At 64.2% G+C, this 25,179-nt stretch carries 19 protein-coding genes; 10 read left to right on the top strand and 9 right to left on the bottom strand.

Going from position 1 to position 25,179, the window contains the following annotated elements; all coding sequences use genetic code 11:
* Positions 1-40 precede the first annotated feature (40 nt).
* Positions 41-1,834, bottom strand: coding sequence for a TIR domain-containing protein (locus ACMT1E_RS11150; RefSeq protein WP_414900287.1), 1,794 nt, complete (start codon positions 1,832-1,834; stop codon positions 41-43).
* Between the two features lie 184 nt (positions 1,835-2,018).
* On the opposite strand from ACMT1E_RS11150, the gene ACMT1E_RS11145 reads away from it, so the two are divergent.
* The 5 genes from ACMT1E_RS11145 to ACMT1E_RS11125 all read left to right on the top strand — a co-directional run bounded on the left by ACMT1E_RS11145 (position 2,019) and on the right by ACMT1E_RS11125 (position 9,402).
* Positions 2,019-2,579, top strand: a complete 561-nt coding sequence (locus ACMT1E_RS11145; RefSeq protein WP_414900286.1) for a PadR family transcriptional regulator — start codon at positions 2,019-2,021, stop codon at positions 2,577-2,579.
* Between the two features lie 334 nt (positions 2,580-2,913).
* Positions 2,914-4,881, top strand: coding sequence for a 3-hydroxyacyl-CoA dehydrogenase NAD-binding domain-containing protein (locus ACMT1E_RS11140; RefSeq protein WP_414900285.1), 1,968 nt, complete (start codon positions 2,914-2,916; stop codon positions 4,879-4,881).
* Between the two features lie 330 nt (positions 4,882-5,211).
* Positions 5,212-7,689 carry a TonB-dependent receptor gene (locus ACMT1E_RS11135; RefSeq protein WP_414900284.1) on the top strand — a complete coding sequence of 826 codons (2,478 nt, stop codon included), beginning with the start codon at positions 5,212-5,214 and terminating at the stop codon, positions 7,687-7,689.
* Between the two features lie 37 nt (positions 7,690-7,726).
* Positions 7,727-8,740: an HpcH/HpaI aldolase/citrate lyase family protein gene (locus ACMT1E_RS11130; protein WP_414900283.1), complete on the top strand. Its 1,014-nt coding sequence runs from the start codon at positions 7,727-7,729 to the stop codon at positions 8,738-8,740.
* Positions 8,737-9,402 carry an SDR family oxidoreductase gene (locus ACMT1E_RS11125; protein ID WP_414900282.1) on the top strand — a complete coding sequence of 222 codons (666 nt, stop codon included), beginning with the start codon at positions 8,737-8,739 and terminating at the stop codon, positions 9,400-9,402. The genes ACMT1E_RS11130 and ACMT1E_RS11125 overlap by 4 nt, the downstream gene beginning before the upstream one ends.
* Positions 9,403-9,417: 15 nt before the next feature.
* On the opposite strand, the gene ACMT1E_RS11120 is transcribed toward ACMT1E_RS11125, so the two are convergent.
* The 5 genes from ACMT1E_RS11120 to ACMT1E_RS11100 form a co-directional block, all read right to left on the bottom strand.
* Positions 9,418-10,245 carry an enoyl-CoA hydratase/isomerase family protein gene (locus ACMT1E_RS11120; protein WP_414900281.1) on the bottom strand — a complete coding sequence of 276 codons (828 nt, stop codon included), beginning with the start codon at positions 10,243-10,245 and terminating at the stop codon, positions 9,418-9,420.
* 46 nt (positions 10,246-10,291) lie between these two features.
* Positions 10,292-11,812 carry a class I adenylate-forming enzyme family protein gene (locus ACMT1E_RS11115; protein WP_414900280.1) on the bottom strand — a complete coding sequence of 507 codons (1,521 nt, stop codon included), beginning with the start codon at positions 11,810-11,812 and terminating at the stop codon, positions 10,292-10,294.
* Positions 11,813-11,940: 128 nt separating this feature from the next.
* Positions 11,941-13,347, bottom strand: coding sequence for an MFS transporter (locus tag ACMT1E_RS11110; RefSeq protein ID WP_414900279.1), 1,407 nt, complete (start codon positions 13,345-13,347; stop codon positions 11,941-11,943).
* Positions 13,348-13,746: 399 nt separating this feature from the next.
* A complete protein-coding gene (locus ACMT1E_RS11105; RefSeq protein ID WP_414900278.1) occupies positions 13,747-14,826 on the bottom strand; it encodes an aldo/keto reductase in 1,080 nt (359 codons plus the stop codon).
* Positions 14,827-14,935: 109 nt separating this feature from the next.
* The gene (locus tag ACMT1E_RS11100; protein WP_414900277.1) at positions 14,936-15,145 is read right to left on the bottom strand and encodes a hypothetical protein; all 210 of its coding nucleotides are present in this window, start codon (positions 15,143-15,145) and stop codon (positions 14,936-14,938) included.
* Between the two features lie 50 nt (positions 15,146-15,195).
* Here ACMT1E_RS11100 and ACMT1E_RS11095 point away from each other — a divergent pair, with 50 nt between their 5' ends.
* Together ACMT1E_RS11095 and ACMT1E_RS11090 are read left to right on the top strand one after the other, a co-directional pair.
* The gene (locus tag ACMT1E_RS11095; RefSeq protein WP_414900276.1) at positions 15,196-16,926 is read left to right on the top strand and encodes an AMP-binding protein; all 1,731 of its coding nucleotides are present in this window, start codon (positions 15,196-15,198) and stop codon (positions 16,924-16,926) included.
* Positions 16,927-16,949: 23 nt separating this feature from the next.
* On the top strand, positions 16,950-18,440 hold the full coding sequence (locus ACMT1E_RS11090; protein ID WP_414900275.1) for a class I adenylate-forming enzyme family protein: 1,491 nt from the start codon (positions 16,950-16,952) through the stop codon (positions 18,438-18,440).
* A gap of 219 nt (positions 18,441-18,659) precedes the next feature.
* Here the strand turns inward: ACMT1E_RS11090 and ACMT1E_RS11085 are convergent, their stop codons facing one another.
* Positions 18,660-19,649 (bottom strand): LysR family transcriptional regulator, encoded by a 990-nt coding sequence (locus tag ACMT1E_RS11085; protein WP_414900274.1) that lies wholly within the window; start codon positions 19,647-19,649, stop codon positions 18,660-18,662.
* Here ACMT1E_RS11085 and ACMT1E_RS11080 point away from each other — a divergent pair.
* From ACMT1E_RS11080 to ACMT1E_RS11070, 3 genes are all read left to right on the top strand, one after another.
* Complete coding sequence (locus ACMT1E_RS11080) at positions 19,632-21,131, top strand: CoA-acylating methylmalonate-semialdehyde dehydrogenase (RefSeq protein WP_414900272.1); 1,500 nt, start codon at positions 19,632-19,634, stop codon at positions 21,129-21,131. The two genes, ACMT1E_RS11085 and ACMT1E_RS11080, sit on opposite strands and share 18 nt — an antisense overlap.
* Before the next feature lie 29 nt (positions 21,132-21,160).
* The gene (locus ACMT1E_RS11075; RefSeq protein WP_414900270.1) at positions 21,161-21,478 is read left to right on the top strand and encodes a 2Fe-2S iron-sulfur cluster-binding protein; all 318 of its coding nucleotides are present in this window, start codon (positions 21,161-21,163) and stop codon (positions 21,476-21,478) included.
* Positions 21,479-21,598: 120 nt separating this feature from the next.
* Positions 21,599-22,237, top strand: coding sequence for a TetR/AcrR family transcriptional regulator (locus ACMT1E_RS11070; RefSeq protein ID WP_414900269.1), 639 nt, complete (start codon positions 21,599-21,601; stop codon positions 22,235-22,237).
* A 34-nt stretch (positions 22,238-22,271) separates the two neighbouring features.
* On the opposite strand, the gene ACMT1E_RS11065 is transcribed toward ACMT1E_RS11070, so the two are convergent.
* Together ACMT1E_RS11065 and ACMT1E_RS11060 are read right to left on the bottom strand one after the other, a co-directional pair.
* Positions 22,272-23,627 (bottom strand): amidohydrolase family protein, encoded by a 1,356-nt coding sequence (locus tag ACMT1E_RS11065; RefSeq protein WP_414900268.1) that lies wholly within the window; start codon positions 23,625-23,627, stop codon positions 22,272-22,274.
* Between the two features lie 100 nt (positions 23,628-23,727).
* The gene (locus ACMT1E_RS11060) at positions 23,728-25,116 is read right to left on the bottom strand and encodes an amidase (RefSeq protein ID WP_414900267.1); all 1,389 of its coding nucleotides are present in this window, start codon (positions 25,114-25,116) and stop codon (positions 23,728-23,730) included.
* Positions 25,117-25,179: the final 63 nt, after the last annotated feature.

Raw genomic sequence — 25,179 nt, 5'->3', positions numbered from 1 at the left:
AATTGCACCGGTGGTCGCGCGGCGGGACGGGGCCGGGGCGTCAGGCGGCGGCGTTGTCGGCGGCGATTCCGCCCATCAGTTGCTCGCGGGTGGTGCCGAGGCGGGCGAATGCCTTTTCCAGCAGGGCGATGAAGCGCGGCTCCTCGCGCAGCGGGTCGATATCGGGATCGACCAGCATATGGCGGATATGGTGGGCGCTGGTCTGCTCGAAATACCCCTCGAGCACCTCGATCGCCGCCTGATTGTCACGAAGCTGCATGGTCAGTGCGCAGGCGAGGTTGTAGCGCATCAGCACATTGTCCGGTTCCAGCAGCAGGGCGCGGGCGATCCACTCGCGCGCGCGGGTCTCGTCGCCCAACGTGGCGAGCGCGCCGGCCCCCATCCCCATGGCGCCGCCGTTGGTCGGGTCCTGCGCGATCTCGCGCTCCACCCGGGCGATGGTGATCTGGGCGGAACGGATCAGCCCGTCCTTGTCGCCGACCGCCTCGTAGCAGGTGGTGAGCATACAGGCGTCGTGATAGTCGGTGTCCATCAACGCGCACGCCTTCTCGAAATACGGGATCGATTCGCGGACGAGGCCCTGCCGGAAGGTCAGGTGCGCGGTCTCCTTGTTCACCTCCCAGCTTTCCGGGTCGAGTTTCAGCGCTGTCGCCAGTTCCCGGTTGGCGGCGGCATTGTCGCCGGCGCTCTGGTAGAAGCGCGCGCGGACGCAGTGCGCCTCGGCAATGCCGGCATCCAGCTCCAGCGCCCGTTCGGCGGCGGTCATGCCGTCCTCTTCCAGCCGGTGCCAGAAGCGAATTTCCGCCTGCGCCAGCGCGAGCAGCGCCCAGGCGCGGGCATAGTTGGGGTCGAGCGCGATCGCCTGCCGGCAGATGCGGACGATCAACTGGTCGCGCCTGAGGCTGCCGACATTGCCGCTGATCCAGTGGCGCCGGGCGAGCAGGTAGAGGGTGTAGGCATCCGGGTTGGCGGTGCCGCGATGCTCGATCGCCTTCTTTTCCTTCGGCAGCAGCTTCAGCCGCAGCGCGGCGACGATCGCCTTGGAGATTTCGTCCTGGATCGCGAAGATGTCGGTCAGGTCCCGGTCGTAGCGTTCGGCCCAGAGCTGGCCGCCGGTCGCGCAATCGATCAGTTCCGCGGTGATGCGGACCCGGCTTCCCGCCTTGCGCACGCTGCCTTCCAGCACATGCGTCGCGCCCAGGTCGCGCGCCACGCTCGGCAGGTCGACCGGCGCACCCTTCAACGCGAAGGCGGCGTTGCGCGCGACGACGCTCAGCGCCGACACCTTCGACAGATCGATGATGATGTCCTCGCTGATCCCGTCGCTGAAATACTCCTGCTCGCCGTCGCCGCTCATGTTGTGGAAGGGGAGGACGCAGATCATCACCGGTTGCGCGGCGGCGTCGCCGCGCCCGCCGGGTGCCGGTTCGCCGTCAGCCAGGCCGACGCCGGACAGCGACAGGATGCTGCTCACCACCTTCTGCCAGCCCGGCGCGCCGGTGTCGCCGCGCCAGCCCATCAGGTCAGCGCACTGGATCTGGTTGAACGGCATCGGCGGCAGCACACCGTCCAGGCTGACCTGTACCAGCGTGCCCAGTTCGCGCGCCGCATCCGCTTCCGCCCGCACCCACTGCGATCGGACCGCATCGTTGGACCACAGCACCAGCACCGCCTTGGCGGTCCTGATCCGTTCCTCGATCACCTCGCCATAGGATCGGTGGGCGGGCAGTTCGTCGTCGCGCCAGACACTGTAACCCGCCGTGCGCAAAGTCTGCGCGATCTGTTGCGCCTGGCCTTCGGCCGGGCGCGCATAGGATATGAAAATATCCGCCATAACCCCTTGTCCCCCGTGGCTATTCTACAGGGTGGTCCCCACCGGGCAAGGAAAAGCTGGAACGCGGCCGATCCGGTTTCGCGCCGCCCGTGCCGCATCGGGACCCGGCAGTCGGGCGATGGGCTTGATTCGATCGATTCAAGATATATCTTAGACGTACTAAATTGTACGGAGATAGCCTATCATGCGAATTGGAAATGGATTTGGCGGGCGGGGCGGCGGGCCGCGCCGGCACGGGCGCGGCGGCCATGGTCATGGGCCGATGCGCGGCCATGGCAGCCGGCGGCGGCTGTTCGACGGCGGCGAATTGCGGCTGGTGCTGCTGGCACTGATCGTGGACCAGCCGCGCCACGGCTACGACCTGATCCGCGAGATCGAGACGCGGACCGGCGGCGCCTATGCGCCCAGCCCCGGCGTCGTCTACCCGACGCTGACCCTGCTCGCCGACATGGGATTGATCGTCGAGGACAGCGCCGACGGCGCGCGCAAGCGCTTTACTGCCACCGAGGCCGGCCGCGCGCAGTTCGCCGCCGACGGGCCGGCGGTGGAGGCTTTGTTCGCCCGGCTGTCGGCACTGGCGACGGTCACCGAACGCACCGACGGCGGCCCGGTCCGCCGCGCGATGGGCAATCTGAAGGCTGTGTTGCAGGACAGGTTGGCCGCGGACGATGTCGATCAGGACATGCTGCTCGCCACCGCCGCGCTGATCGACGAAGCCGCCGGCAAGATCGAGCGTCTGAAATAGACCGCGTCAGACGGGGAGCAGAGCCGCCAAAGCGCGCGGCCATGCCTGTCCAGCCCCGCGACGGTTGCCTTCGGACCGGCCATGTCCCCTGGAACATCGGCGGGAACGCGAAATTTTGATTTATAAGCTGGCCCTTCACGACAGGACATACTGAAAGGATGCGGGCGCGAACCCGATGCGGGGAGAGTGGTGCAATCCGTGCGGGAATGGCGGGAATGCCCGCTCCGGCAAGGCATCTGTGCGGGATGGGCATAGGTATCAACGGGGTCGGCGTAGCCGCGTTTCTCAAATCCGCGAATGACAATTGCCGCGCTGTCCAAGCTGAGGCCGGAGGATGCAGGTGCCCGTTATTTCGACCGAGCGGCAAGGCGACATCCTCGTCATCATCGTGAACAATCCGCCGGTGAATGCGCTTGGTGTCGCGGTGCGTCAGCAGCTGGATGCGGCGATCGCGGACCTTGCCAATGACCCCGGGCTCAAGGCGGCGGTTATCCGGTGCGACGGGCGCACCTTCTTTGCCGGCGCGGATCTCACCGAGCCTGGCAAACCCGCCGAACCGCGCGTGCCGACGCTGGCCAACAAGATCGAGGCAAGCAGGAAACCGGTGGTTGCCGCGATCCACGGGACCGCGCTTGGTGGTGGTTGCGAACTGGCGATGGCGTGCCATTACCGGATCGCGGTGCCGTCGGCGCAGCTTGGCCTGCCGGAGGTGAAGCTGGGCATTCTCCCCGGTGCGGGCGGGACCCAGCGCTTGCCGCGCATCGTTGGGATGGAACTGGCGTTGGAGATGGCGACCAGGGGCGATCCGATTTCAGCCGAAGCCGCGCTGGCGGCGGGCCTGTTGGATCGTATGGCGGGTGAGGGCCGCTTGGTCGCGGACGCCATCGCCTATGCCAAAGACGTGGCCGATGACCGGCCGTTGCCGCGTGCTTCGGAAAAGCGGGTGACGGTTGAGGATGGCGTGTTCGGCGCGTTCCGCACGGAGAATGCCGAACGTTTCCGTGGCTTCGAAGCTCCGGCCGAAATCATTGCCGTGCTGGAAGAGACTGCGACGCTGCCCTACGCCGATGGCGCCAGGCGTGAGCACGCCGGCTTTTTGAAACTTGCCAAAGGCCCCCAGTCGGCCGCGATGCGCCACATCTTTTTCGCCGAACGCAAGGCGGCGAAGATAGACGGCGCGCCCGACGATGCGCAGCGGCGCACGATCAACCGCGTCGGCGTGATCGGCGCGGGCACGATGGGCTGCGCGATCAGCGCGCACTTTCTGTCAGCCGGCATCCCGGTGACGATTGTCGAACTGGCCAGAGAAATGCTCGACCGTGGCGCGGAGGCGATCCGCAAGAATTGCGAGGCGAGCGCGGCCAGTCGCCGCAGCACCGCCGGCCCGGCTGAAGCAGCGATGGGACTGCTCAATCCCACGCTCCACTTCAATGCGCTGGCCCAGTGCGACCTCGTCATCGAGGCGGCCAATGAGAATATGGCTGTCAAGGAGAGGATTTTCGGCAGGCTGGACAAGATTGCCAGGCCCGGCGCGATCCTGGCGTCCAGCACCAGCTATCTCAATATCGACACGATCGCCGCCGCAACCTCTCGGCCGCAGGATGTGCTGGGCATGCACTTTTTCTCGCCGGCCAACGTCATGAAGCTGCTTGAGATCGTGCGCGGCGCCAAGACCGCGCCCGACGCGCTGGCGACGACCATGGCGCTGGCCAAGAGGATCGGCAAGGTCGCGGTGGTTACGGGTGCGTGCTTCGGATTCATCGGCAACCGCATGCTGATTTCGCGCCAGAGCGAGGCCCGAAAGCTGCTGATGGACGGCGCGACGCCGCAGCAGATCGACAAAGTGCATGTGGATTTCGGCATGCCGATGGGGCCGTTCCAGATGAGCGACCTCGCCGTTGAAGGGCGAGCGGGGCGGATGAGGGAGGCGAGCTTGCGCGGTCATGGCGGAAGGCGCGACCCGTCGGTGTCGTCGCGCGTCGCCGAATGGACGGAAGCGTGGCGCGCCAAGGAAGGCCCCGCGCGACATGAGGTGACCGACGCGGAAATTGTCGAGCGCACGCTCTATCCGGTGGTCAACGAGGGCGCGAGGATTTTGCAGGAAGGCGTGGCGCAGCGCGCGTCCGATATCGATGTCGTGTGGGTCCACGGCCATGGCTGGCCGGTGTACCGCGGCGGCCCGATGTTCTGGGCCGACACGGTCGGGTTGAAGGCGATCGTCGCCGGGCTGGAGAGGCATGGCTTCGCGGTCGCCGAACTGCTGCGCGACAAAGCCGAGAGCGGCGGGCGCTTCCGTAGTTGAGGTCTTGCCGACGGGGCATCGTGTCGCGTCCATGCGGGGCGGTTATCGGGCGAGGATATGCGTAGCTTGTGCCGACGCGACGAACCGCTCCATCCGGCCGCCGGATTTGCCGGTGGCGGGGGCGCCCGTGCGACGCAGCCTCATCTTTGGCTGGACGCGGGCTTGCGAGGCGCCGCAATGCGCTGGGTCACAAGTGGGGGTCGCGCCGGAATTTTAATTCTTTTGGCTCGCCCGGCTCAAAATCCGCACATTTCCCCTACGTCGCCCGAATGCAAAGAGGTATATGATTGGGCAAAGCGTTGAGCGAAGCGCGATCAGGGAGGGGTTTGAATGAAAAAATACGTCAGCAAAGGGTGCGGAATCGCGGCGTTGGCGGTTTGCCTTGCCTATGCCGCTTCAGCGTCCGCGCAGACCGGTGGCAGTGCCGGCGCCCAGGCTGAGGCAGCCGTGCCGGATATCGTCGTCACGGCGCAGAGGCGCGCAGAAAATCTGCAGGACGTGCCAATTGCCGTGACGGCGCTGGATGCGGGCACGCTGGAAACCAATCGTATCGTCGATGTCAGGGATCTCGACGGATCGGCGCCGAACCTGACGGTGCGGGCGATTGTGGGCGGGTCATCTCTGCCAAGCTATTCGATGCGCGGTTCGGTGAGTTTCGGCGCTGCGCTCGGCGCAGACCGGAGCGTGGCGCTGTATGTCGACGGCGTCTATATCGGGAACGGTCAGGGTTCGATCTTCGATATCGGCGACATTGAGCGGATCGAGGTGCTGCGTGGCCCTCAGGGCACGCTGTTCGGCAGGAACGCCACCGGGGGGGCGATCAGCGTCACCACGCCGCAACCGACCGGAACCTTCGGAATCAAGCACACCACGACCGTCGGCAATTACGATCAATTCCGTTCGGTGACGCGCCTTGATTCGCCGGCCTACGGGCCGTTCTCGTTCGCGGTGAACTACATGCACAGCGAGCGGCGGGGCGATATTCGTAACATTGGCGGCGGTACAACCTGGGACTTTACCTCCGTTGGCGCCGGGATTCGGACTTCTCCCGACTATCTGGGTGGTTTCAATACGGATGCAGCGACGTTTACCGGGAAGCTGGATTTCGACAAATTGAACATCGTTTACCGGTTCGAGTGGTCGAATACGCACGCCACCTCCAATGGCCAGGGCATCGTCTACCTCAGCCCGACGTATCAGACCATTTTCAACGCGCAGCCCGACCAGTCCATTCTGACGCCGGTCACGAATAAACGCCCCGATGCGGTGAATAACTGGGGTGCGTTGCCAAGGCGCCTGGAATCGTTCGCGAACACGCTGACCGCGACATATGACGTATCCAGCAACCTGACATTCAAGAATATCGCAACATATCGGATCACCGATCTCTTTGCGCCGTACGAGCAGATCGACGGCGCGGGCGGCCTGTTGAACACGCCGAGCACCGGCGGTGTAGGCGCGCCGGGCACGGCCGACGTTCTGTTCGGCCTTGCCTGCCGGCCCGCTGGCATCTCGGCCGCGGGTTGTGTCTATTATCAGCCGGGTTCGCGGAATGCGCCGCTTTCCCTGCAGACGTCGACCTCGATCGGCAAGTTCAGGCAATTCTCCAACGAATTCCAGACCCACTATAATTCGGATTTCATCGACCTGACCGGCGGCCTGTATTATTTCCAGTTGAAGCAGATCACGGATTTTCTGGGTGTCGAAGGGGTTGGGCTAGCAAAGTTGAAATCCAGCAGTTTTTTGCTGGCTCCCAACTTCACGCCGCCAAACCCCCTGCAGCCGCGCAATATCGGTGCGACCGATTCAATGGTCCGGTCCTATTCCAAGGCGGCTTATGCGCAGGCTGAGGTACACATTACCGATCAGTTCGATATTATTGCGGGCGGACGCTACACGCACGATCTCAAGAAAGGCGTCGATCGTACAGTCTATTCATCGCTTAATCGCCAGTCAGGTACGGGTGGGGTGTTCCCGGTATATTATAAGCATGGTGAATTTACCTACAATCTTGGTGTAAATTACAAGATTGATCATAATGTTCTGCTGTATGCAAAATATGTCACCGGCTTCATATCGGGCGGGCAATTTGCGAGCCTGACCTATAATCCGGAGAAGGCGCGATCACTCGAAGCCGGTGTGAAGGCAGACTTGTTCGATCGACGGCTCCGCCTCAACACGGCCGTCTTCACGGTCGATTACGATGACCTGCAATTCACGACGATCGGCAGCAATATCGGCCGCCCCGATCTCAGCCAGGTGCTGTTGAACGCTGGCGATGCGCGCGCGCGCGGATTTGAAGCGGAAGCAACGGTCGTGCCGACCTACGGCCTCACGCTGCGCGGTTCCGTTGGCTATACGGACTTCAAATACAAATCGCTGAATCCGGCCGTCACAGCCGGCACGTATACGTTTCTTGTTCATGAGCGACCGAAATGGACTGGCAACGTATCGGCAGCATATGAAGTACCGATCCAGGGTGACCTCAGTCTGTCGGCGCGTGTCGACGGCAGCTACCGTTCCGCGTCGAACGGGACGCAAAGCGTTCCGGGGACGCCACGTGGCTTTTCGGCCGCCGAGTCCGAACGCTATATCGCGGCGCAGCGGATTCCGGGCTATTGGCTGTGGAACGGGCGCCTTGCATTGCAGGGGCTTGAGGTGGGCGGCGTAGAGTCGACGCTGGCAGTCTGGGGCCGCAACATCTTCAACAACAGGTCGGTGAGCCAGTCGCCTTCGCTGACATTCCTGATTTCCGCGGATTACCAGCGCGCCGCCACTTATGGCTTGGACTGGACGATCAAATTCTGATCGCGAAACATGTCGAATGCGATGGGCGCCGTCACATGTGGACGGCGCCCATTCGTATTGGGCGCCTGATTTCGGCGATCGCGCCGGTCCGGCGGACGGGGCGGCCGACATCCTGCCGGGGCGTGCGAAGGCATTCGGCGAAATGAACCAGTCGCGATCAGATGACGATATGGCGCCCATCGGCCCCCTGCCTGCTGCGGTCTGGCGCTCGCTGCTGTTTGTGCCGGGCGACGATAGCCGCCGGATGACCAAGGCGGCGGCGTCGTCCGCCGATGCGGTGATCATCGATCTCGAAGACGGCGTGCCGCCTCAGCGCAAGCTGTTTGCCCGCGATGCGATTGGAACGGCGATCGAAACCCTTCGCGCCGGCGGGAAGGCGGTGCTGGTTCGCGTCCGGCCCGGGTGGCGGGACTTGCTGCAGGACATTGATGCGGCCGCTGTGCCCGGCGTGTCCGCACTGATGATACCCAAGGCCGCCTGTCCCCACGCATTGAAGGTCGTTGCAGAAATCATCGAAGAGTTCACGCGGGAACGGGGGCTGGCGGCGCCGGGTCTCGTGCCGTTGATCGAGAGCGCGAAAGGCGTGGAAAATGCGCCGGCAATCGCGTCTGTGCCGCAGGTCATAGGCATCGCATTGGGGACCGAGGATTTTTCGTTCGATGTGGGTGTGGCGCCGACGCCTGAACTGCTGGACTGGCCATGCCGGAGAATGGCGATGGCCGCCGCCGCCGCCGGGATCTCTGCCTATGCGATTCCGTATTCGATCGCTGCTTTTCGCGATCATGCGGCAACGGTGGCGGCGGCGGCACGGGCGCGCAGCTACGGGGCACATGGCGCGCTGTGCATTCACCCCGCGCAGGTCGATCTCGTGAATGAAGCCTTCGGTTTCAGTGCCGCCGAGATTGCCGACGCGCGCAGCGTGATGGCGGCATGGTCCGAAGCGGTGCGTGCCGGGCATGGGGTGACGACGGTGAATGGTCGCATGATCGATGCACCTGTCGCGGCGCGGGCGGCCCGTATCATGGCCCTGCATACAAGGACGGACATGTGACGAAATTGATTGTTGTTACGGGTGCCAGGGGCGCGTTGGGAAGCGCGGTGCTGGCGCGCCTGAGAGCCGATGGCCACAGCACATTCGGAATCGACCTGGCCGCCGCGCGGGAAGGCGAAGCGGACTTTGTCGGTGGTGTGGATCTGAGCCGGCGGCGTGCCGCGATCGACGCGATGCACCGCATCGCCGCGACGCAACCGATCGGCGGACTGGTCAATGTCGCCGGCGGCTTCGTTTGGGAGGAAGTGGCCGGCGGGGCGGATGCCACCTGGGAGCGGATGTACCAGCGCAACGTCGCGACGGCGCTTAACGCGACCTACGCCGCCATCGATCGGCTGGCGCCGGGTGCCGCGATCGTGAATGTCGGCGCCGCCGCAGCGGCCAAAGCCGCCGCCGGCATGGGGGCGTATGCCGCAGCGAAATCAGCGGTGGCACGGCTGACCGAAGCGCTGGCGGATGAGCTCAAGCCACGCGATATCCGCGTCAACGCGGTGCTGCCCTCGATCATCGATACGCCGGACAATCGCCGGGCCATGGGGGAAGAGGATGCACCCAACTGGGTCCGGCCAGCGGAGCTTGCGGCGGTGATCGCGTTCCTTCTGTCCGACGAGGCGCGCGCGATCACGGGAGCCAGCATCCCGGTCGTAGGCAAAATGATCTGAAGCCGGGGCGGGCGGCTAGTCTCGACGGGGCCGGGCCGGGTCCAGCGCACGGTCACGCTTCGCGGCTTTCAGCAGTTCGATAAAGCCGTCGCTCTCGACGCGCATGATCCGGTCAGCATCATGGTTGCCCGCATTTTCGTGGAGCATGCGCTTGGTTATGCGCAGCTGGAGCGCGGGCAGCGCGGCTATTCGTTCCGCCAGCGCCAGCGCCTCGGGCAGCAGGCGATCGGCGGGAAAGGTTGCGCTGACCAGCCCGATTTGCCGCGCTTCTTCCGCTGAAACAGTGGCGCCGCGCAGCAGAATGTCCGTCGCGCGCGACAGGCCGATCAGCCGGGGCAGCAGGGCCGTGCTGCCGCATTCCGGCATCGCCCCCAAACTGAGGAATGGGAAGGAAAACGACGCGGTATCGGCCGCCAGCCGAATATCCGCCGCCAGTGTCTGCGTTGCGCCGATGCCCACGGCGGGGCCATTGATCGCGACGACGAGCGGTTTCGACCGGGTCAGCAGGCCGATCCAGTTTCTGTCGCCGCTACCCATCGTGAAGTCCGCCGGTGTGATCCGGCGGCCGGTTTGCGGGTCGCGGACCGGTGGCTCCTTTAGGTCGGTGCCCGCGCAGAACACAGCGCCCAGCCCGGTGAGAACAATGGCGCCAATCCGGTCATCCGTGTTGGCGCGCTCGATCGCCGCGATCGTGGCGCGCACCGCCGCGATGCTCCACGCGTTTCGCCGCTCCGGGCGCCTGTAAGTCACAAGCGCGACGCCGCCCCGCCTTTCGTACGACACGGGCGCGTCATCGTCCGCCGCTTGGGCGGTATCCCGCTTCGTATCCGGTGGCCCGCTCACGTGATCTGACGCGGCATTTTCGGGCCGCGCGCGCCGCTTTCATCCATCATGCCGCCACGCGATGGAGTTCGCTCTCAAGAATTTTCCGCAGCGCCGGCTGGCTGACCTTGAGAGAGGGTGTTCGCGGCAGCTCAGTCAGATGAACCAGGTGGGCCGGGATTTGATAGGATAGCAATTGGCCGCGCAGATGGGCGCGCAACTCTCCGTCGCTGGGCGCGGCGGCGCCGCCGACCGTCAGATAGGCTGCGACCGGTATCTGGCCCAGGCGCTCATCCGGCCACGCGACAACCGCGGCTTCGAGGATGGCGGGATGGGTCTCGATCGCGCGAATGATGTCATCGGGGAACACCTTGAACCCCCCGCGGATGATCGCATTGTCGGCGCGTCCCTTGATCCAGAGAAACCCGTCGTCGTCGATCGCCGCAAGGTCGGTGGTGCGCACCCAGGAGCCGTCGCCCAGATGAGCCGCGCGCAGTTCCAGTAGCCCGACCGCGCCGGCCGGCAAGGGGGCCCCCGAGTCCTGATCGACGATCCGGCCCTCGGTCGGAGGGTTTATGCGCCCGACGCTGCCGCGCTTGGCTTTGCCGTATTCGTTGAAATCGGCGAGCGACCATCCCGCCCCGGAACCGGCGAATTCAGTCGCGCTGTAATTTTGCAGCACCGGGATACCGTAACGTTCGAAGAACTGATCCGCGAGATCGGGGTCAAGCGGGGCGGTTCCCGTGCGGTAGGCTGAAAGGCTGGCGAGTTTCTCGCGCGGGATGTTCGCATCGAGGATCATCCGCAACGCCGCGGGCGGCGCGCCTGCGACTTTGGGTTTGTGCCGGAACACGGCGTCGGCCCAGCTCTCCACGGTAAACTTGGGCAACAGCGCGACGCGACGGCCCGCCAGCAGCGCGTTCATGAACCCGAAGACGCCGGCGATGTGCGCGAAGGGCGCGTTGACGATGGCTACCGCGCGCCGCAATGTCCGCCCGCGCTCGCCGCCCTTTTCGAATGCGGCCGCGCTCAGCAGCGAACTTTCCAGTGCACGCTGGGAAAGCGGAACCCGCTTCGGCTTGCCGGTCGTTCCGCTGGTGAGCATCTCGATCGCCGTTCCCGGCGCGGAAACCATGTGCAGTGCGCCGTTGCCCAGCCCGGCGCCACCGCTGACTTCCACCCGATGGCCGCGCTCCGACGGCAGGGTCAGGACGAGGCATCCTATGTCGGCGATCGCCTTCGCCACGCTGCCCCGCGCCAGATCTGCGGCGGTACCGAAGATAACCGGCGGCGCAAGCTGTACGATATCACCCGCAAGCTGTTCGTCGGGCAGTGACGGATTGAGTGTGACCAGGCAGCGGTCGGCCCCGATCACATAGGCGAAACCGCCGGCTATTTCGGGGCGGTTGCGCATGATGCCGGCTATGCGCGTTCCTTCGCCAAGGCCGCGCTCGACCAGTGCCGCGTCGATCTCGGCCCCGACACGCGCCAAATCGCCCCACGTCCACCACGCGCCGTCGAACTCGATCGCCTCGGCGGCCGGATCGATCGTCAGAATGGCGTCTTTCAATTCCTTGATGCGGGACACGTATTTCCACTCCGGTTCTTTTGAAAAGATATACCTGTTTAGCGTGCCCTATCAAGCTGGTGAATCGTGTACGGCCATCGCCAGGCAATGCGTGACGGTGGCGGTTCGGATGTGCTTTCGCGATCCGGTCAGGCAGCGGCCGGTGTCGGTGCCGCCCGTTTCGAAAGCGGCAGGGCGGCAAGTATGGCGATCGCGCACATGCCGGCGATGACGACGAACGTCATCAAGAAGGCTTCCTGAGTGGGGAATGAGGTGCCCCCCGGCCCGGTTGCAGTAGAACTCGCAAGCAGGACGGAGATGATCTGCACGCCGATTCCCATGGCCATGCCGCGGATCACGGCCGACACGCCGATGGCCTCGCTGGTTCGATCAAGCGGCACGACCTTGGCTACGATCATCGGCAACACCGCGAACATCATCGTCGAACCGAACGAAATAAGGATGAGCACCGCGCCGACCTGAAGCACCCCATCGTGGAAGAAAATCGCGAGTATCCAGCCGACCATTGAAATGGCGGCGCCGGTCATCATCGCGGCTCTCGCGCCGAACCTGTCGATCAGCCACGCGCCGAACGGCCCGGATGTGAGCGAGGTAACATTCGAAGGCAGCTTCACCAATCCGGCCACGGTGGCCGAGACGCCAAGCCCGATACCGGTCCAGGTCGGTGCCTGCAGCAGGAGGGAAAAGACCAGGATCAATTGCAGCGCACCCATCGTGATCATGGCGAACGACAGGTTGGCGAACAGAAATTCCCGGATGCCCAACAGCCGTACGCTGATCAGCGGATTGGGTGATCGCAGGCTGCTGAGGGTCCACCAGGTTACCAGAACGACACCACTGACGGCGCTGGCGATAGTCTTCCAATCGGCAATGCCCCAGCGGGGAATGTTGCTGATCGCCAACAGCACCAGAATGATGCCCGGTGCGAATAGCAGGCCGGAGAACCAGTCGATCCTGGTTTCCATACGCTTGACTGGCGACGGTTTCGGGAATGTCGCCAGAACCGCTGCGGACGCGACGACGCCGAAGATCGCGCTGGCCGCGAAAATTGCGCGCCAGGAGAAGGTGTCGACAAGCAGGCCGCCCAAGACCAGCCCGGCAGCCGAGCCGGCGGTCGCGCTGGAAGCGATGAGGCCGATGCTCATCGAGACGCGATTTTTGGGAAATTGTTCGCGGACCAGGCCGACCGCGAGCGGCAGCACCCCGTGCGTGAAACCTTGTAACGTGCGGCCCGCCAGCAACATCGCGTAATTTTCCGAGACAAAGGCCGCGACCGAGCCGACACTTCCGATCAGCATCACGGCGATGAGCAGGTTGCGCCGGCCGTAAAGGTCGCCCAGCCGCCCGATCACCGCTGAAAGGGCGGCGCCGATGATCATGGGGCAGGTGACGAGCCAGCCGAACAGCACCGGATCGCGCAATTCTTCGATGAGTGCTCTTTGCGCCGCATAGATCGTGGCGATCTCGAACGCGAAGGTCATTTCCGCCAGCAGCAGCGCGGCGAGGGCGATACGGTAATTGCGGGTGTCGTCCATCAGCGGGCGCACCCGAGCGGGCGGCGCGGAAATAAGCGGTTCTGAAGCTCATGGGCGGCGACAGCACGTTTCATCCCTTATCTCCGCTCGATGTGCCACTATTGATCTAACTGATTAACTGGCGGAAGCATGCGTGGGAAGGGTTAATCGCCAAGGTTCAAACCTTTGAATGCAAGGTCGGCTTGGGCATGGTTCTGCCCGGGCCGGTGTCGTCCATCGGCCGGTTCGGACAATGCGGCTGGCCCGGAATTTTCTCCGGGATTTTCATATCGTTGTAGCGCGGTTGGATGCGGCCGCCAGTCCGCTCGCGCCGCTTGCGGTGTGCGTGGCCGGCGTGCCGGCGGCAAATCCGAAGGGAGGCCGTATGCGGTTTATCCCCAATGCGACGTGGTGCGGCGACTAATAAGGTTTGGCGCCGGGCGGCATGACGGTCGATTGTGCATACACGCCGTTGATCGACGTTCCGCCATTGTGCATGCCGGGAAGAAGCGGCAGCATCCTGTGCGGAAAGCCCAGGGTGGGGCGAGTCAGCTGGTCGAGGCGCTCCAGCGCCGCTTCAGGCAGGGATAGGTCCAGCGACCTGAGGTTCTCGTCGAGCTGTTCGATCCGCCGGGCGCCGATGATCGTCGATGTCACGCCGGGCCGGGATTGCACCCATGCGAGTGCAACCGTGGCAATGCTCGTGTCCAGTGCTTGGGCGATCGCATCCAGCTCGTCGATGACCGCGTAAGTGTGTTCGTTCAGCGCGCGTTCGGTCAACGCCCCGCGATCCGGCTTGACCTGATCCGCGTTGTCGCGGCGGTATTTGCCGCTGAGCGCGCCGCCTCTGAGCGGGCTCCACGGGGTGATTCCAAGACCGAATTCCTCGGCCATGGGCAGGAAATCCGCTTCCACCGAACGTTCGAGCAGCGAGTATTCGATCTGCAGGCCGATAAAGGGTGCCCAGCCGCGAAAATGCGCGATGAGATTTGCCTGCGCGACTTTCCAGGCCGGCGTGTCGGAAACGCCGATATACCGGACTTTCCCAGCGCGCACGAGAGTGTCCAGCGCGGACATCGTCTCTTCGATCGGCGTGTGCACGTCCCAGTTATGCAGCCAATAGAGATCGATATAGTCGGTACGAAGCCGCCGAAGCGACTGCTCGCATGCGGCAATGATCGATTTTCGGCCGGAACCCCCACCGTTCGGGTCGCCGGAATACAGATTGCAACTGAACTTGGTGGCGATGACCATGCGATCGCGTTTTGACGGATCACGGCCCAGATGGTCGCCGATGATCTTTTCCGAATGACTGCGGGTGTAGACGTTGGCGGTATCGATGAAGTTGCCGCCGCGTTCGACGAACCGGTCCATGATCCGTTCGGATTCGTCGACGCTTGACCCCCAGCCATTGTCTTCACCGAAGGTCATGGCGCCGAGGCAGATGGGGCTTACACGAAGGCCCGATCGGCCGAGCGTCACATATCGAGCGATCCCCATGCGAATCTCCTGGTCGGCCGCTCAATTCCGCCGCTTTCTACCCTGGCTTCTCTGGACACGATCCCGCCACCGGCTAATCTTGCGCAAACAGGGGCGGTCCCCGATGGAGTCAGAAAAGCATTTGGCAGGCTTGCCGAAAGACGAAGGTGGCGTCGTCCTCAACCGCGGTCACCGGCGCCTTGGCATTGCGCGCTCTCTGCGGAAGAGGGGATACATGGCGCTGCGCCGCGTATCGATTGACGATAACGCTGTTGCGCGTGCCTTTCGCATCATCCTTCATCAGATGCTCTCCAACCGAGATGCCGATCGCTGCCGGCATCGTTCTGGGTTTCAAGCTCAAGCACGGCGAGCCGATTGTCAAACATTTAAATGAATGACCTGTTGCCTGCCTTGGCGGCCCAGCGGCCATTGCCAAGGCATTGCACGACGGGTAACACAATTCAGGTATCTCATTTGCGGGTTTGCGCATCGATGATTGAAGCGAGCGTTCCTCCCTGGTTTGATGCCCGCCTGCCGGCCGGCGACGAATGTTCCCACGCGGCGCAACTGATCGCGCGGGCGCGGGATGATCCCGAAGGGGTCTTCGTCGTCTGGGAGGACGGCTCCGTCTGGCGCAACGCGAACGCAGCGGCGGAGGTTCGCGCGCTGGCCTCGCGCATGCGCACGCTGGGCGTGGATGCCGGCAGTGTCGTCGCATTGTGGTACCCGAATGGCTTCATGATGGTGCGGGCGCTGCTCGCCTGTTCCATGCTTGGCGCAACGGCGGCGCTATTCAACATCGCGTTGCGCGGCAACTTTCTGAGCCACGCGCTTCGCAAGAGCGGCGCGACGCTGCTGTGCGCGCACCCGGACCTGGTCGCGCGGCTGGACGGGATCGACACCGGTGGCGTGACCCAAATTCTCACCAGCGGCGCCTGTTCGCTGGAGAAGCGTGGAATCCGCGTCCTTGATGATGCCGACATCGATGGGGGTGGGGTCGTCGCGCCCGCGGTGGTTCATCCATGGCATATTGCGGTCATCGTGTTCACGTCGGGTACGACCGGTGCGTCGAAAGGCGTGCGGGTCACGGCGGCGCAGTTGTGGACGCTTGGGCGCACGCATTACGGTTTTCTGCGGCCGGACGACCGCATGTTCCTGATGCTGCCGCTGTTTCACATCGCCGCGCTGGGGGCGTTGACCGGCGCGCTGTCCGCCGGTGCGTCGATCAGCCTCGCTGAGAGTTTCAAGCCGGCCGAATTTCTGGATGTGGTCGCCCGAACCGGGGCCACCACCGCTGCGGGTTTGAACAGCGCGTGGATGAACATGATCCTGCAGGCAAGCGATGGCGCTGCCGCGTTGCCGGCGCACCGGTTCCGTATCTGCCTGGTCACGTCGCTCGACGCGGTCGCGCGCCGCTTCTCGAAGCGGCTTGGCTGCGATCTGTTCGCGGCCTATGGCATGAGCGAGGCGTCCGGTATTGCCGTGTCCGAACTCAATCCCGCCAAGGACCGTAGCGTTGGCCGGCTGCGCAGCGGACTGGAAGGGCGGCTGGTCGATGCATTCGATTGCGAGGTCGCGCCAGGGCTTCCCGGCGAACTGATTATCCGCGCGGCGTTGCCCTGGGTTTTGAACGACGGTTATGCCGATGATGCGGAGGCGACGACCAGGGCGTGGCGGAACGGCTGGTTTCATACCGGCGACATTTTCCGCAGGGATGCGGATGGCGACTTGTTCTTCGTGGATCGTAACAAGGACGTGATCCGGCGTCGCGGCGAAAATATATCCTCGCTGGAACTTGAGGCGGAGATCAGAAGCAGCGGGTTCGTCCGCGATGTGGCTGTCGTCGGCGTTGCGGACGAGAGCGGCGGGGGCGAAGAGGTGATGGCGGTGGTTGAACCGGATGAACGCGCGCCGTTCGATCCGGCCGCCTTGATCGCGTTCCTTGTGCCGCGCATCCCGCATTACATGGTGCCGCGTTATGTTCGCGTCGTCGATGCGCTACCGCGCAACGCGACCAACAAGGTGACCAAGGTTGCGTTGCGCGACACCGGGCTGGTGGCCGGGACATGGGACCGGGAGGCGGCGGGTATCAAGATAAGGCGCGAGCGACTGACCGGCTGAATGCCACGCGAGGGAGATGCCGTTTGACCCTGCATTCGCTCTGCCGCGCGTTTATCGGCCGGATGCCGGCGGACGGTGACCCCGCGATCTGCTTCGAGGGGCGTTGGCGGCCGTGGCGGGATTATCGCGGGCTTGTCGATGACCTGAACGCCTGGCTCGACGCGGGCGGTATCGCTGCGGGCGCGCGCGTCGGTTTCGCGCCGCGCAATCGCCCGTCCTCGCTGATCGCCCTGATCGCGCTGCTGTCGCGTGAGGTCACGGTCGTGATGATCCACAGCTACCAGTCGCAGAGCGGAATGGCGCAGGACATGGCGCGGCACCGCCTTACCGGCTTCGTTTGTGATCGCAGCGATTTCGGCGCGCCGATCGAGGCTGCGGCGCGCGGCGCGGGGCTGGCTGCCTTTGCTCTGCATAAACTGGACGAGGAGCGGATCGCGCTGTGCGGCGGCAACGCTGTGGCAGAAGGGGATTCGGGGCAGGCACCGGGAATCTGGCTGCTGACAAGCGGCACCACTGGCGCGCCCAAACATCACCCGTTCGGCTACGATCAGGTCGGACGGATGGTGAGCGACAATATCGGCGGCGCAGCGCCGTCGCCCGATCCGATACCGGCGCTGCTTTATTTTCCGTTGAGCAACATTTCCGGTCTGCGGGCGGGGCTGGCGGCATTGCTTGGGGGGCGCCCGGTCGTTCTGCTTCCCCGTTTCACGATCGCGGACTGGCATGCGCATGTCATGCGCTATCGTCTGGCATCGGCTTCCATACCGACGGCCGGGATCAGCATGGCTCTGTCCGCGAACATTGCGCCCAGGGACCTTTCCAGCCTCAACTTCGTCATGACGGGCGCCGCGCCGCTGGCGGTAGAGACCCAGCGTGCGTTTGAGCGCCGGTTCGGCGTGCCCGTCCTGCTGGCTTATGGTGCGACCGAATTCGGAGGGCCGGTAACCCAGGTGACGCTGGCGGATCGCGAACGGTATGGCGAGGCGAAACTCGGCAGTGTCGGTCGGCCCTATGCCGGCAATGCGGTGCGGATCCGCCATCCGCAATCGGATCATCAGGTCCCGCCCGCCGAGATTGGGCTGGTGGAGGTCAGATCGGCGAGAATGGGTCCAGACTGGATTCCGACGACCGATCTGGGGGCGATCGACGGCGACGGGTTCCTTTATCTTCATGGACGCGCCGATGGCGCGATCAACCGGGGCGGGTTCAAGATAGTGCCGGAAACGATCGAGGCGGTGTTGATGCGCCATGCCGATATCGACGAGGTGGCGGTGGTTGGCGTGCCTGACGCGCGGCTCGGCGAGGTTCCGGCTGCGGCGGTCGTGATGCGGGGTGGCGTCCTTTCGCCCGATATCGGCGCCCTGGTACGCCATGTTCGGCAGACGCTCTATGCGACCCAGGTGCCGGCGCGCTGGCGGATCGTAACCGCCTTGCCGCGAAATGCGTCGCTGAAGATCGACCGTGTCGCGGTCAGGATGCTGTTCGAAGCTGACGCGAAAGGCGAAGATGGATGATGCCCGGTCATGCGCGCGGCGAAGAGAAACAGGCGCCGCGGGGTTCGGGCAAGCGCGCGTCCGGATGCTGATCCTCAGGACGGGGCAAAGACGACCGGGAGCGCGGTAGGTGCGCGGAAGCGTTCGCCATGGATATGCATGTCCATCGCGCTTTGGTGGCCCTTCCTCCCGCAGAGCAAAAAAGTCATTTCTTTGGTGGGCGTGTCAACGGAGCGGGAATTATAGCCGGCCGCTTTGCAGGATAACGATGCTTTCGAGGAAGGCGATGACGGCGCGAACCGCGGGAAGCCGCCTGAGATCGGCGTGCACGACAAGCCAGTAGCTTCGCTGCACAGCAAGTTCGGGCAGCACCCGGACCAGCCCGGGATCGTCATCGGCGGCCAGCCGGTGCAAAGCCCCGATCCCCACGCCCGCCTTGACCGCCGCCTGCTGGGCGAGGCTGCTGCTCGACCGGAAAGCAATCCGGGCAAAGGGAACCAGCTGATCGAGCGCGACCAGTTCCGGAAAAGGAGCGAGTTCTTCGACGAACGACACGAAAGCGTGATCGCGCAAATCCTCGGCCTTCTGAATCGGCGGATGCGCGGCGAGGTAGGATTCCGCTGCATAAAGCGCCACCGTGTAGTCGGCGAGGCGGCGGGTCACCAGGCGTCCGCGCGGCGGCTTGCGCACCATTATCGCGATGTCGGCTTCGCGCCGGGACAGGCTGAACGATCTGCTTTCCGGCACGAGTTCGAGCAGAATGCCGGGGTGATCCCGGGTCAGGCGGGCGACATGGGGGGCGACCAGAGCGGTGCCGAATATTTCCGGTGTCGCCAGACGCACTGTGCCCGACACGTCGGCCGAGCGATCGGCGACGATGCTTGCGGCGTTGAGCAGGGCGCGTTCGACGCGTTCGGCTTCGATCAGCAGCAAACCCGCCGCGTCGGTCGGCGCGAAGCCGCGCGGCGAACGATCGAACAATCTGACGTTTAGTGATTTTTCAAGCGCATCGAGCCGCCGTGTGACGGTGGAATGATCGACGCCGAGCCTGCGTGCCGCGCCGATGGCGTTGCCGTTGCGCATGACGGCCAGAAAAGCGGCCAGGTGTTCAGTCGAGAGCATCGGTGTTTCTGCACAATCGATTGGATTCGGTGTCGATACCCTTGCACAATGTTCGATGCTACCCGGCACTACCTTATGGGAGAGGACGGTATGCGCAACATCGGTCATTTCATCGACGGCGGCCCGGCCGTTTTGAGCGGCACCCGTACGAGCGATGTTTTCGATCCTTCGACGGGGCAGGTGCAGGCGCGCGTGTCGCTGGCGGCGCGCACGGACCTCGATACGGTGGTAGCGAACGCCAAGGCGGCGCAGCCCGGCTGGGCGGCGCTCAACCCGCAGCGCCGTGCACGGGTCATGTTCCGCTTCAAGGAACTGATCGAGGCGGAGATCGGCGAACTCGCGCGGTTGCTGGCGTCAGAACATGGAAAGGTCGTCGACGACGCGCGTGGAGATATTCAGCGCGGGCTGGAGGTTGTCGAATTCTGCTGCGGTATCCCGCATCTGCTGAAGGGGGAATATACCGAGGGGGCGGGGCCTGGGATCGACGTCTATTCCACGCGTCAGCCGTTAGGGGTCGTCGCCGGAATCACGCCGTTCAACTTCCCCGCCATGATCCCGCTGTGGATGGCTGCACCGGCGATAGCCTGCGGCAATGCGTTTATTCTGAAGCCTTCGGAGCGGGATCCTTCCGTGCCGGTCCGGCTGGCTGAACTAGCGATCGAGGCAGGCTTGCCCGCGGGGATCTTCAACGTCCTTCATGGCGATAAAGAGATCGTCGACGCGATCCTCGAGCACCCGGCCGTCAAGGCGGTGAGCTTTGTCGGGTCGTCGGATATCGCGCAGCATGTCTACGAGCGGGGCGCGGCCAACGGCAAGCGGATGCAATGCATGGGCGGCGCGAAGAACCATGGTATCGTGCTGCCCGATGCCGATCTGGATCAGGCCGTGGCCGATATCGTGGGCGCGGCTTTCGGTTCGGCGGGTGAGCGCTGCATGGCGCTGCCGGTCGTCGTTCCGGTCGGTGCCGCGACCGCGGACGCCTTGCGCGAACGCCTCGTCGCCGCGATCCATGGCCTGCGCGTCGGTATTCCGACGGACCCCGATGCCGATTATGGCCCCGTGGTCAGCAGCCAGCACAAGGCGCGGATCGAAGCCTATATTCAGATGGCGCAGGATGAGGGCGCGGAGCTGGTCGTGGATGGGCGCGGCTTTTCGCTTCAGGGTCATGAAGCCGGCTATTTCCTTGCGCCGACGTTGATCGACCGTGTCACGCCGGACATGAAGAGCTATCGGGACGAAATCTTCGGCCCGGTGCTGCAGATGGTGCGTGCCGAGAGTTTCGAAGAGGCGCTGAGCTACCCCACGGATCATCAATATGGCAACGGCGTCGCGATCTTCACGCGCGACGGCGATCATGCGCGCCGCTTCGCGGCGGCGGTGGAGGTGGGCATGGTGGGGATCAACATACCGATCCCGGTGCCCGTCGCGTACCACAGTTTCGGCGGCTGGAAGCGGTCCGGGTTCGGCGATCTCAACCAGTACGGCATGGACGGTGTTCGCTTTTACACGCGGACCAAGACTGTCACGCAGCGCTGGCCTTCGGCTGGTTCCGCGCCTGAGCGCAACTTCTCGATCCCGACGATGGATTGAGCCTTACATCAAGCACGGGAAACACTGTCATGCCGAAATTGTCGGTGACCGCCCGCGACGGATCACAATACGAGATCGAGGGCGCGGAAGGCTTGAGCGTGATGGAAGCGATCCGCGATTCCGGGCTCGACGACCTGCTTGCGCTGTGCGGCGGCTGTGTGAGCTGCGCGACATGTCATGTTTATGTCGACCCGGCTTTTGCCGGCCGCCTGCCCGCCATGCAAGATGACGAGAGTGACATGCTGGACACCTCGCCGCATCGCAACGAGATGTCGCGGCTTTCCTGCCAGCTCCCGCTGAGCGCCTCGCTGGAGGGGCTTGCGTTGCGGATCGCGCCGGAAGACTGACCCTCTCTCCAGGATGTCCGCTAACGAAGACTGGATATAGGAGCATGGCGAAGAGCAGCGCGGCGATGGTTCGCCTCAACGGGGCTTGCTAACGCTCCAGAATCTTGAGAGTTCGCGTCCATGGTGCGAACGAACAAGCAGGGGCAATCGCTCGGGCGCAAGGGCAGCGAGAGCCGTCATCGACTGATCGCTGCGGCGCGTGAGCTGGTCGGTACGTTGCAGAGCGACCGGCTGACCGTCCGCTCGATCAGCCAGGCCGCCGGCCTAGCCTCGCAGACATTCTACCTCTATTTCAAGGATGTCGACGAGTTGCTGCTCGTCCTCAGTCGCGAGGCTTCGAACCAGATCGGAGAGGTCGCGGCGGTTCTGGCCATGCCATGGGAACGGGAGGCGCTGGAAGCCTGGACGTCGCAGTTCATCGCCGCCTTCTATCGCTATTGGGACAGCAATCGCGCCGTGCTGACGCTGCGCAATTTCCGCGCAGACACCGGGCATGCCGACTATCTGGCCGTTCGTAACGAAACGATGCAGCCGATCGTTCGTGGCCTGGCGAAGCGGATCATCGCGGCGCAGGGCAGTGCGGAGGTGTCGGAGCGCGACGCAGCCGCGCGTGCCATCGTGATCGTCGCGGCGATCGAACGCATGGCGTCACGATACTCGGCGACGATGGGAGCCGACGGTGGCGCGTTGGACAGCCTCGATTTCAAACGGGCGGAGGCGCACATTCTCCTGTTGATGCTGTCGCCATTGCCGCAATAAACGGGGCGGCCTTCCGACCGCCCCGTTATACGGATCAGGCGTCGGCCAGTGCCTCTTCCGCCGCCGGGTCGCGGAAATCCCCGTCCTGGCTCGCGACATCGCGGAACATGCGCGTGATATCCCCCGATGTCACACGGCGCGGCGTCTCTCCGGGCTGCAGCGGTGTCGGCCCGCCGAAGGACTTTGGCGTCGTGTCGACATGCGTTGCATTCGCGCGAAGCGCGGCGACGGTGCAGTTCTCGCGCCCGCCCATCTTGCCGAACGCGTCGAAGTTAAACCGCTTCAGCGCGTTGGCATGGCTGATCTTGTCGATCACGCGTTGGTCGAGATGCTTCAGGCTGTCGAAGAGGATTTCCGGCACTTCCGGCCAAAGCGAGTCGGAGTGCGGATAATCGCATTCATAGGCGATGTTATCCTCGCCGATCGCTTCGACATTCTCGAGGCCGAAACGGTCATCGATAAAGCAGGTCAGAAAGTGCTCGCGGAACACGTCGCTTGGTTTGCGTCCCGGACCGAAGTCGGCGTGAGTCCAGCGATGATGCTGTTCGAAAGAGAAGTCGGCGCGCTCAAGGAAGTAAGGAATCCAGCCGATGCCGCCTTCCGACAGCGATATCTGTAGCGGATATTCCTGCAACGCCTTGAGGTGGAGCCAGTCGGCCGCTGAATTGACGATCGAGATGGGCATCGTGGTGATCCACGCATCGATCGGGGATTCCATCGAGGCGTGCGGCGCCTGCGCGCCGGAGCCGATGTGGATGTTGATCACCATATCATGGTCGGCGCATGCCTTCCACAGTGGCGCCCAGTGCTCGTTATGGATGCTGGGATAGCCCTTAAGCGAGGGATTGTCGCTGAACGAAAGGTTGTGACAGCCCTTTCTGGCGACACGCTCGATCTCGGCCACCGTGGCGGCGATATCCCAGAAGGGCAGGATTGCGTTGGGGATGTTCCGGCCGGGATAGAGGCCGCACCATTCGTCGATATGCCAGTCGTTATACGCCTGCAGAAGAATGCGGGCGTTATCCTTGTCCTTGAAGCGGTGGAACAGCTGGCCGTCAAATCCGACCACGGACGGGAAATTGAGCGATGCGAGAATGCCGTTCGCGTTCATGTCTTCAATGCGCGAATGAATATCCCACGCCCCCTTTCGCATCTGCTTCAGGGAGACCGGCTCGCATCCATATTCTTCTTTGACCCGGCCGACCACGGCATTGAGACCGACCGCACCCGATCGATTGCCCTCATAGAGCCAGAAATCGGCGCCGTTCTTGTCCTTGCGCAGTTGTGGCGCGATCGCCTTGTGCTGTGCGCTCAGGTGGTTTTCGTACATCGTGGGCGGTTCGACGATGTGATCGTCGACGCTCACGATGACCATGTCCTCGACCTTCATGGCACTCTCCTGAAATAACCGACACTGTAACGGTTTTCTTGCTAGCGCGTTTCTTGCCGCCCGTAAAGGCGTTCGGGAAGCGACAGGCGGCGGAGGCGGATCACCGGGGCGCCGGCGGGCGGTGCCGGTGCCATTCGGTTCGAGACTGGAAAGCATGCGCGGCACGCAGCAGCAACGATTCGGCCAAATGCGGCCCGATGAGCTGGCCCGCGATCGGCAGGCCGCCGTCGAAGCCGCATGGAAAGGTGATGGTCGGGCTGCCGCTGACGTTGAACGGCAGAGTATATGTCATGCTGTGTGGCACGGAATCCGCCCCTTCGATTCCGCTGCCCAGGATTGAAGGCGCGGGGCCGGTCATTGCCGGTACCAGCAACAAGTCCACATGAGCGAAGCTTGCGCGCAACTGGCCCTTGAAGCGTTCGGCGGCCGACATTGCGGCTGCGACATCGCGTGCGGGCAGCTTCATTCCGGCTTCCAGCATCGCACGGATGGCGGGGCTGTATTGATCGGCGAAAGCGGGGAAAGTCTCGCGATGCGCATCGGAGATACCCGCCGCCGCCAGGGCGACGATGCGTTGCGGGTCGGGCAAATCCAGTCGAACCGGCGCAATGATCGCGCCGAGGGTCTTTAGGGTGGCGGCGATGGCGCGCAGCCCCTGCATAACCGATGGCGTACAATCCGTTGCGATCCGTTCCCAATCGACCCCGATGACCACCCCGTCGATTGGCAACCGAAGACCCGCGGCATAGTCGGGCGGTTGAGACAAATCCGTCGTCGGGTCGTCCGGGTCAGCGCCCGCGATGACGGACAGGGCGATTGCGGCGTCGGCTGCCGAACGGGCCATCGGGCCGACCACATCAAGGCATTCGGCGAGCGGGAACACGCCCGCGCGGCTTACCCGGCCCCAGCTGGGCTTGAGCCCGGTCAGCCCGTTGAAGGCGGATGGAATGCGGATCGACCCGCCGGTGTCGGACGCAAGGGCGAGCGTGCACAGCCCCGCCGCGACCGCGACGCCGGCGCCGCTGGACGAAAAGCCCGAATTGCGCGTGGCCCCCCACGGATTCACAGGCACAGGAGTATCGGGATGATGGAGGAGCGTGGCGCCTTCGGTAAGCGTCAGCTTGCCGAGTATCACCGCCCCGCCTTCACGCAGGCGGCGCACCACGGTCGCGTCGCGGTCGGGGACATGGCCTGCACGCACCGCTAGGCCAGCGGCGGTTACAATGCCCGCGGTGTCGATCAGATCCTTTATACCGACCGGAATGCCGTGCATCGGCCCCCGGTCGATGCCGGCCCGCAGTTCGCGGTCGGCACGATCGGCGTCCGCCATCGCGCTCTCGGCCGACAGGCTGATGAAGCTGTGGTAATATGGATCGAGACGTTCGATCCGGTCCAGAAAGGCGCCGGTCAGATCAACCGCGCTGAGCTTTCTGGCGCGAAGGTCGCCGGCAAGATCCGCTGCGCCACGGAAAGGCAGTGGATCGGTCATGCGTCCTCACCCTTGCCGACGCGCGGGAATGGCGGTCCGTCGTTCGTTCCCGCGCGTCGGCGA

It is taken from the genome of Sphingomonas flavalba (assembly GCF_047553045.1).
GTDB lineage: Bacteria > Pseudomonadota > Alphaproteobacteria > Sphingomonadales > Sphingomonadaceae > Sphingomonas_L > Sphingomonas_L flavalba_A.
Note: the sequence above shows the minus strand (reverse complement) of the source record. Positions and strands in the feature narration are given on the sequence as shown.

Coding starts and splice junctions, on each gene's coding strand:
- ACMT1E_RS11150 (WP_414900287.1), bottom strand. CDS start 1,834: ATGGCGGATATTTTCATATCCTATGCGCGCCCGGCCGAAGGCCAGGCG.
- ACMT1E_RS11145 (WP_414900286.1), top strand. CDS start 2,019: ATGCGAATTGGAAATGGATTTGGCGGGCGGGGCGGCGGGCCGCGCCGG.
- ACMT1E_RS11140 (WP_414900285.1), top strand. CDS start 2,914: ATGCAGGTGCCCGTTATTTCGACCGAGCGGCAAGGCGACATCCTCGTC.
- ACMT1E_RS11135 (WP_414900284.1), top strand. CDS start 5,212: ATGAAAAAATACGTCAGCAAAGGGTGCGGAATCGCGGCGTTGGCGGTT.
- ACMT1E_RS11110 (WP_414900279.1), bottom strand. CDS start 13,347: ATGGACGACACCCGCAATTACCGTATCGCCCTCGCCGCGCTGCTGCTG.
- ACMT1E_RS11105 (WP_414900278.1), bottom strand. CDS start 14,826: ATGGGGATCGCTCGATATGTGACGCTCGGCCGATCGGGCCTTCGTGTA.
- ACMT1E_RS11100 (WP_414900277.1), bottom strand. CDS start 15,145: ATGCCGGCAGCGATCGGCATCTCGGTTGGAGAGCATCTGATGAAGGAT.
- ACMT1E_RS11095 (WP_414900276.1), top strand. CDS start 15,196: ATGAATGACCTGTTGCCTGCCTTGGCGGCCCAGCGGCCATTGCCAAGG.
- ACMT1E_RS11080 (WP_414900272.1), top strand. CDS start 19,632: ATGCGCAACATCGGTCATTTCATCGACGGCGGCCCGGCCGTTTTGAGC.
- ACMT1E_RS11085 (WP_414900274.1), bottom strand. CDS start 19,649: ATGACCGATGTTGCGCATACCGTCCTCTCCCATAAGGTAGTGCCGGGT.
- ACMT1E_RS11075 (WP_414900270.1), top strand. CDS start 21,161: ATGCCGAAATTGTCGGTGACCGCCCGCGACGGATCACAATACGAGATC.
- ACMT1E_RS11070 (WP_414900269.1), top strand. CDS start 21,599: ATGGTGCGAACGAACAAGCAGGGGCAATCGCTCGGGCGCAAGGGCAGC.
- ACMT1E_RS11065 (WP_414900268.1), bottom strand. CDS start 23,627: ATGAAGGTCGAGGACATGGTCATCGTGAGCGTCGACGATCACATCGTC.
- ACMT1E_RS11060 (WP_414900267.1), bottom strand. CDS start 25,116: ATGACCGATCCACTGCCTTTCCGTGGCGCAGCGGATCTTGCCGGCGAC.